The sequence below is a fragment of the Delftia sp. UME58 genome, from assembly GCF_014170385.1.
GTDB classification, from domain to species: domain Bacteria; phylum Pseudomonadota; class Gammaproteobacteria; order Burkholderiales; family Burkholderiaceae_C; genus Comamonas; species Comamonas acidovorans.
The window spans coordinates 43,250-50,308 of sequence record NZ_LZZV01000080.1; the positions used below are offsets into that span (position 1 = coordinate 43,250).

The window sequence follows — 7,059 nt, forward strand, 5'->3', positions numbered from 1 at the left end:
CCCCACCTCCCCCCGGCCATGCCCACCCCTTCCGCTTCCTGGACCGCTGCGCGCTGGCACCAGCTTTTCTGTGCCTGCCAGCAGCAGCTGGTGTCCTATCTGGCCGGCAAGACCGGCAGCCGCGACGAGGCGCAGGAACTGGCCCAGGAAACCTGGCTGCGCCTGGCCGATGCGCCGCCGCAGCTGCCCGATGGCAGCTCGCCCACGCTCGAAGCCGCGCGGGCCTACCTGTTTGCCACGGCCAAGCACCTGGCGATAGACCGGCTGCGCCAGCGTGGCGCGCAGCAGCGCTGCATGGACGACTGGGCGCAATTGCAGCCCGAGGCCGAAGGCGATGTGGCCGACCGCGCCATGTACCGCCAGGCACTGGCCGTGGTGGAGCGCACGATTGCCGGCCTGCCCCAGCGCATGCAGGCCGCCTTGCTGGCCCACCGCCTGCATGGCGAGCGGCAGGCCGACATCGCCCGGCGCCTGCAGGTCTCCCTGAACACCGTGGAGCGTGACCTGATGCAGGCCGATGCCTGCCTGGAAGCCGCCTTGCTGCGTTGGCGCGGCGGGGTGGAGGCGGGCTTGCAGGCCTCTTCCAGAAAGCGGCGGCGGCGTGCCCTTGGCGCACTGCTGGGCGTGGCCGGCATGGCCAGCGCGGCCTGGCCCGCCTGGCAGATGTGGAGCCGCCGCGTGCTGTGGCAAGGTGAACTGGCCAGCACCACGGGCGTGCAGCGCAGCCTGGAACTGCCCGATGGCAGCGTGCTGCGTGTGGACGCCGCCAGCCGCGTGGCACTGACCTACCGTGCCGACCTGCGACAGGCACGGCTGCTGGAAGGCGCCGCCTTCTTTGCTGTGGCGCGCGATGCGGCGCGGCCCTTTGTGGTGGAGGCCGGCCCCTTGCGCGTGACCGTGCTGGGCACGCGCTTTGGCGTGGAACTGGAGCCCGATGCGGTGCGCGTGCAGGTGGAGTCGGGCCAGGTGCGGGTGGAGCATGCGGCCACCGGACGCAGCCAGTTGCTGCAGCACAGCCAGTCGCTGCGCATTCCCCTGGATGGCGGGGCAGGAGATACCGACGGCGCTGCCTGGCAGCCGCAGCCCCAGCAACGGCCCGCGGCCTGGCGCGAGGGCGAACTGGTCTTCGAGCAGGAACCGCTGGGCCGCGTCGTGCACCGGCTGGGCCGCTACACGCGGCGCCGCCTGGTGGTGGAGGAGGGCGCGGCGCAACTGGCCATCAGCGGCCATGTGCGCATTGCCCAGGCCGAGCGCTGGCTGCGCGGGCTGCCGCAGTTCGCGCCGGTGCAGGTCAGCGTGCTGGACGACGGCGGCCTGCGGATTGCGCGGCGCGGCGGGCGCGCGGAGCCGTGAGGTTTTTTTCAGGGTTTTTGGGAGTGACTCGTATTTGCATATGAAAGGCCGGGCGCCCTGCCTGTGCCGGCGATTCGCAATGAGCCTGTCTTCCAGAAAGTCCTTATGTCCGCTCCCAAGTCCTCCCGATTCCGCCTCCGTCTCCGTCTCCGCCGCACAGCGGTTTTTCATGCATGTGCAGGCCTGGTGCTGGGCCTGCAACTGCAGTTGGCCGCCGCGCAATCGGTGTCCTTCGACGTGCCGGCCCAGCCGCTGGCCCAGGCGCTGAGCCAGTTCGCGCGCCAGGCGGGGCTGCAGCTCACCTACTCCTCCGAACTGGTGCAGGGCCGGCAGGCCCCGGCGCTCAACGGCAGCCACGATGTGCGCCAGGGCCTGGCGGCATTGCTGCAGGGCAGCGGCCTGCAGGGGCGCATCGAGGGCGGCACGCTGACCCTGCTTCCCGCTGCGGCCCATGCGCCCGACAACCTGCCGGAGAACGCGCACCGCCTGTCCGAGATCACCGTCACGGCCGGCGACCAGTATGTGAGCCTGCTGCCCGCACCCTACGCCGGCGGGCAGGTGGCCAAGGGCGTGCGCCTGGGCGTGCTGGGCAATACCGGCAACATGCAGGCGCCGTTCAGCACCACCAGCTACACGTCCGAGGCCGTGCGCAACCAGCAGGCCGGCACCATTGCCGAGGCGGTGAACCGCGACCCTTCCGTGCGCTATACCGTGCTGCCGGGCGGCAACGTGGACAACCTCTACATCCGGGGCTTTCCGATCTGGGAAGGCAACTCGGGCGAGATCGCCTTTGACGGCATCTACGGCATTGCCCCCAACTACCGCGTGCGCACCGAGTACGTGGACCGCATCGAGGTGGTCAAGGGCCCGGGCGCGCTGCTGTTCGGCATGTCGCCCAACGGCTCGGTGGGCGGGGTGATCAACATCGCTCCCAAGCGCGCCAATGAAGACGTGGCGCGGCTGACCACGGGCTGGACTTCGGACAGCCTCTGGCGTGCCCATGCCGACGTGGGCCGGCGCTTTGGCGACGAGGCCCAGTACGGCATCCGCGTGAACGCCAGCAAGTACGGCGGCGATACGTCCATGGACCATCAAAGCACCGACGGCCATGTGCTGGCCGTGGCGCTGGACTACGAGGTGGAGCGCTTCCGTGCCACGCTGGACCTGCTCTCGCAGGACGAGCGCATCGACGGCGTGGGCCGGCCCATCATGCCCACGGGGCTCACCTCCATGCCTGCTGCGCCGGATGGCCGGCGCAACGTGACCCAGCCCTGGGAATGGTCCAAGAACCGCGAGCGCGCCGTGCTGCTGCGCACCGAACTGGACCTCACGCAGCAGCTCACGCTGTTCGCCAACATCGGCCAGTCGCGCGCCGATGTGGACCGCATCTATGACTCGGCCCCGCGCCTGACCAGTGCTGCGGGCGCCACCAGCATCACGCCCACCTACGCGGTGTTCGACGTGGATCGCAGCACCATCGACGCGGGCCTGCGCTCGCGCTTTGCGCTGGCCGGTGTCAAGCATTCGGTCACGCTGCAGCTGGCCAGCTACCGCGAGGATTTTCATCGCGCGCTGCAGGCGGGCTCTACCGTGGCGTCCAACATCTATGCGCCCATTGCCCATGCGCCGCAGAGCATTGCGCGGCCTTCGGCCATTCCGCGCATCCATGACAACCGCAACACCAGCCTGGCCCTGGTGGACACGCTCTCGCTGCTGCAGGACAGGCTGCAACTGTCGCTGGGCCTGCGCCACCAGGCCATCAAGTCCACCAACTACAACGTGCTCACGGGCGGCACCGCCAATGTCTACGACGAGAGCGTGACCACGCCGGCCGTGGGCGTGGTCTGGCGCCAGGCGCCCAACTGGAGCCTCTACGCCAACTACATCGAAGGCCTGAGCAAGGGCGATATCGCGCCGCCCGCGGCCAGCAACTACGGCGAGGTGCTGCGCCCCTACAAGAGCCGCCAGTACGAAGTGGGCAGCAAGTACGACTTCGGCAGCTTCATGGCCACGGCCGCCCTGTTCAGCATTGAAAAACCCAGCGGCGGCCTGGACCAGGGCGTCTACAAGACCAACGGCGAGCAGCGCAACCTGGGCATGGAGCTGTATGCCTACGGCGAGGCCGCGCGCGGCCTGCGCCTGCTCGGTGGCGTGACCTGGCTCAAGCCCGAGATCACGCGCTCGGCCACGCCTGCGCTGGTGGGCAACCGGCCCATAGGCACCTCGCGCCTGCTGGCCAACCTGGGCGTGGAGTGGGATGTGCCCGCCCTTGAGGGCCTGACCCTGGTCGGCGACCTGGCCTACACCGGTGCCCAGTTCGTGGACCAGGCCAACCGCCTGCGCATCCCGGGCTGGACACGCACCGACCTGGGCCTGCGCTATGCCACCCGCATCGCAGGCCGCAAGACCACGCTGCGCGCCACGGTGCAGAACGTGGCCGACCGCAAGGCCTGGGCCGGTGTCACGTCCTGGGGCGCCGTCTCGCCGATGATTCCGCGCACCTTCGTGGTGTCGGCTTCGGTGGACTTCTGAGGCACCGGGCGGCCTAGGCGCCTTCCGCACCTCGGCGAATGGCGGCGCTTTGCGCCGCAGGGGTTCCCTGGCCGTCACGCGCTGCGGCCTTGCGCACCGGCAGCCATCGGCAGGCAGCCAACGCCGCCAGAACCGCCAGCGCCGCGCAGCCGAAGATGGCCTGCAGCCCGTGGCCCAGCGCGGCGGTGACGGCATCGGCCTGTGCTGCCAGGGGGCTGGCCGCAGCCAGCTCCTGTTTCATCAAATGGGTGAGCAGGGCTGCTAGCAAGGCCACGCCGGCGGCGCCGCCCAGGCTGCGCAGCATGACGGGTGCCGCCGTGGCAATGCCCAGGTGCCGGGCCGGCGACACACGCTGCGCCACCACGGTGATGATGGGAAACATCAGCCCCAATCCCAGGCCCAGCGGCAGCAGTCCTGCGGAAAGGGCCAGCGGCGCCTGCGGCAGCCAGTGCAAGGCCGCGGTGATCAGCCCGAACGACAGCAGCATCAGCACGCAGGCCACCCGGGCGAGCGACGCGGCTGGCGTCTGGGCGCGCAGGCGCCGGCCGCTGCCAATGGCCCCTGTGGTGATGCCGGCCATCAGTGGCGCCAGGTGCCAGGCGGAACCGGTAGGCGACAGGTGCAGGCCGATCTGCAGATACTGCGGAAGGAAGACAACGGCCGCATACAGCGCAACGCCCGTGGACAGGGCCAGGAAACTGACCGCCGCGTAGGCCGGGTGGGCAAACAGCGACAGGGGCAGCAGCGGATGGGCGGCGCGGCGCTGGCGCACGAAGAATGCCAGGGCGAACTTGGCGCCCAGGGCCAGCAGCACCCACAGCGACAGCTGCTCTGGCAGATTCAGGTGGCTGTGCTGGGTGGCCAGCAGCAGGCTGACCAGGGCTGCGGCCAGCAACACGGCACCCAGCCAGTCGATGCGCTGGCGGGGCCGGGGCTCGGCGGCAGCCTCCGGCGCAGCCGCCCTGGCAGGCAGTGCCCATGCCAGCACCCCCCAGGCCAGCCCTGCGAGCGGCACATTCAGCCAGAACGCCCAGTGCCAGGACAGATGCTCCACCAGCGCCCCGCCCAGCAGCGGGCCGATCATGGTCGATACGCCATAGGCGGCGCCAAGCAGGCCCTGGTAGCGGGCCCGTTGTTCAGGTGCAAACAGGTCGGCAAGGGTCAGCATCGTCAGCGTCATGAGTCCGCCGCCGCCTGCGCCCTGCAGGGCACGCGCCAGCACCAGCTGCTGCAGGTCATGGCTGGCGCCACAGGCCAGGGAGCCGGCCAGGAACAGGCCGATGGCCAGCAGCAGCATGGGCTTTCTGCCCAGCACATCGGCCAGCCGGCCGTACAGCGCAATCACCACGGTGGCCGCCAGCAGATAGGCCGAGAACACCCAGGCCAGCGGCCAATGGCCCGGCAGTTCGCGGGCCATCACGGGCAGGGCCGTCGAAAGAATGGTCTGGTCCAGGGCCGCGAGGACGAGCGTCAGCACGAGCATGGCGAAGCAAAGCCGGGGCAGGTTCCGCCGACCGGGCGGGGAAGTCAGCGAGGTTGTGGGCATGGGCGTCATGGGTGTCATGGGCGTGCAGCGGCGAGGGCTTGGGTTGAGGCAACGGCCGCCAGTGTCGGGAGCGGTATGGGTTTTGTACAGTGCAATGTATTGAACGTATGATTTCGCATGGCGAACACATACGACCTCAACCTGCTGATTGCACTGGATGCCTTGCTCAGCACCGGCAGCGTGACGCAGGCGGCCGGGCGCATGCACCTGAGCACTCCCGCCATGAGCCATACGCTGGCACGCATCAGGGAGGCGTTTGGCGATCCCATCCTGGTGCGTGCGGGCCGCAGCCTGGTGCCCACGCCGCGCGCCCTGGCCCTGGCGGAGCCGGTGCGCGCGCTGCTGGCCCAGGCGCGGGCGCTGCAGGACCCTGTCGATGCGGGAGGACTGGCGGGCCTGCGCCGCCGCTTCGTGGTGCGGGCGCCCGAAGGCATTGCCGTTGTCTTCGGTGCCAGCCTCTCGCGTGCCCTGGAGGCGGAAATGCCGCTGGCCAGCCTGCAGTTCCTGCCCGAAACCCATGCCGACCCGGGGGCCCTGCGCGAAGGCCGCATCGACCTGGATGTGGGCAGCTTTCGCAGCATGGACCCGGAAACCGAGAGCCTGGTGATATCGGAGCAGACCTTGGTGGGCGTCGTGCGCGCCGGCCATCCCCTGTTGAAGTCCGCCAGAAAGTCGCAACGGCCGAGCGCCGCGCAGTTCGCCGCCGCGCGCCACGTCGGCATCACCCAGCGCCCGGGTGAAAGCTCGCCCGTGGATGTTGCCCTGCAGGCGCTGGGCCTGCAGCGGCAACTGGCGCTGCTGGTGCCCAGTTCGTTCTCGGCACTGATTGCGGCCTCCCGCACCGACCTGGTGGCCTGCGTGCCGACACGCACGGCGCATGGCATGGCCGCATCGCTGGGACTGGTGGTGTTTGCCTTGCCCATCGACGTGCAGGTGCAGCCCATGCGCATGGCCTGGCATCCGCGCCATCAGGCGGATCCCGCGCATCAATGGTTGCGCGACTGCATTCAACGGCAGCTCGATGATCCGCAATGGATCAGGCCTTCCGTGGCGTCACTGACGGATGGGGCCGGCAGGGGGGTTACCTGAGCCGTACCGTTGCGGGAGCGGCCCGGTTCTCCCACCATCGGTCTATGCTCGCGGCATGAACGCAAGCAAGACCCTGCTGATCGTCTACCACTCCATGACCGGCGGCACCCGCCAGATGGCCGAGGCCGCGCGCGACGGCGCAGCGGCCGAAGGCCAGGGCGTGCAGGTGCGCCTGCTGCACGCCTCCGAGGCCGGCCCCGACGATGTGCTGTCCGCCGACGGCTACCTCTTCGCCACCCCGGAAAACCTGGCCGCCATCAGCGGACAGCTCAAGGACTTCTTCGACCGCAGCTACTACGCGGCGCTGGATCACCTCAACGGCCGGCCCTATGCCAGCCTCATCTGCGCGGGCAGCGACGGCCAGAACGCCGCCCGCCAGATCGCCCGCATCGCCACCGGCTGGCGCCTCAAGCCCGTGGCCGAGCCCCTGATCATCTGCACCCACGCCCAGACCACTGAAGCCATACTGGCACCCAAGCGGATTGCCGCAACTGAGCTGGAACAGTGCAGGGCGCTGGGGGAGGCGATGGGGGCGGGGC

General features: G+C 69.8%; 5 protein-coding genes. 4 read left to right on the plus strand and 1 reads right to left on the minus strand.

Annotation, left to right across the window (positions count from 1 at the left end; translation table 11 throughout):
* Positions 1–18: 18 nt before the first annotated feature.
* Both A9976_RS19880 and A9976_RS19885 read left to right on the plus strand, forming a co-directional pair.
* Positions 19–1,353, plus strand: coding sequence for a sigma-70 family RNA polymerase sigma factor (locus A9976_RS19880; protein ID WP_183020434.1), 1,335 nt, complete (start codon positions 19–21; stop codon positions 1,351–1,353).
* Positions 1,354–1,539: 186 nt separating this feature from the next.
* Entirely contained in the window at positions 1,540–3,885 is a 2,346-nt protein-coding gene (locus tag A9976_RS19885; RefSeq protein ID WP_310889400.1) for a TonB-dependent receptor, read from the plus strand.
* A gap of 13 nt (positions 3,886–3,898) precedes the next feature.
* On the opposite strand, the gene A9976_RS19890 is transcribed toward A9976_RS19885, so the two are convergent.
* A complete protein-coding gene (locus tag A9976_RS19890) occupies positions 3,899–5,449 on the minus strand; it encodes an MFS transporter (protein WP_310889401.1) in 1,551 nt (516 codons plus the stop codon).
* Positions 5,450–5,548: 99 nt separating this feature from the next.
* Here A9976_RS19890 and A9976_RS19895 point away from each other — a divergent pair, with 99 nt between their 5' ends.
* Both A9976_RS19895 and A9976_RS19900 read left to right on the plus strand, forming a co-directional pair.
* Positions 5,549–6,520, plus strand: a complete 972-nt coding sequence (locus A9976_RS19895) for a LysR family transcriptional regulator (protein ID WP_183020437.1) — start codon at positions 5,549–5,551, stop codon at positions 6,518–6,520.
* 55 nt (positions 6,521–6,575) lie between these two features.
* On the plus strand, positions 6,576–7,059 hold a 484-nt coding region (locus tag A9976_RS19900), incomplete at its 3' end, for a flavodoxin family protein (RefSeq protein WP_183020438.1).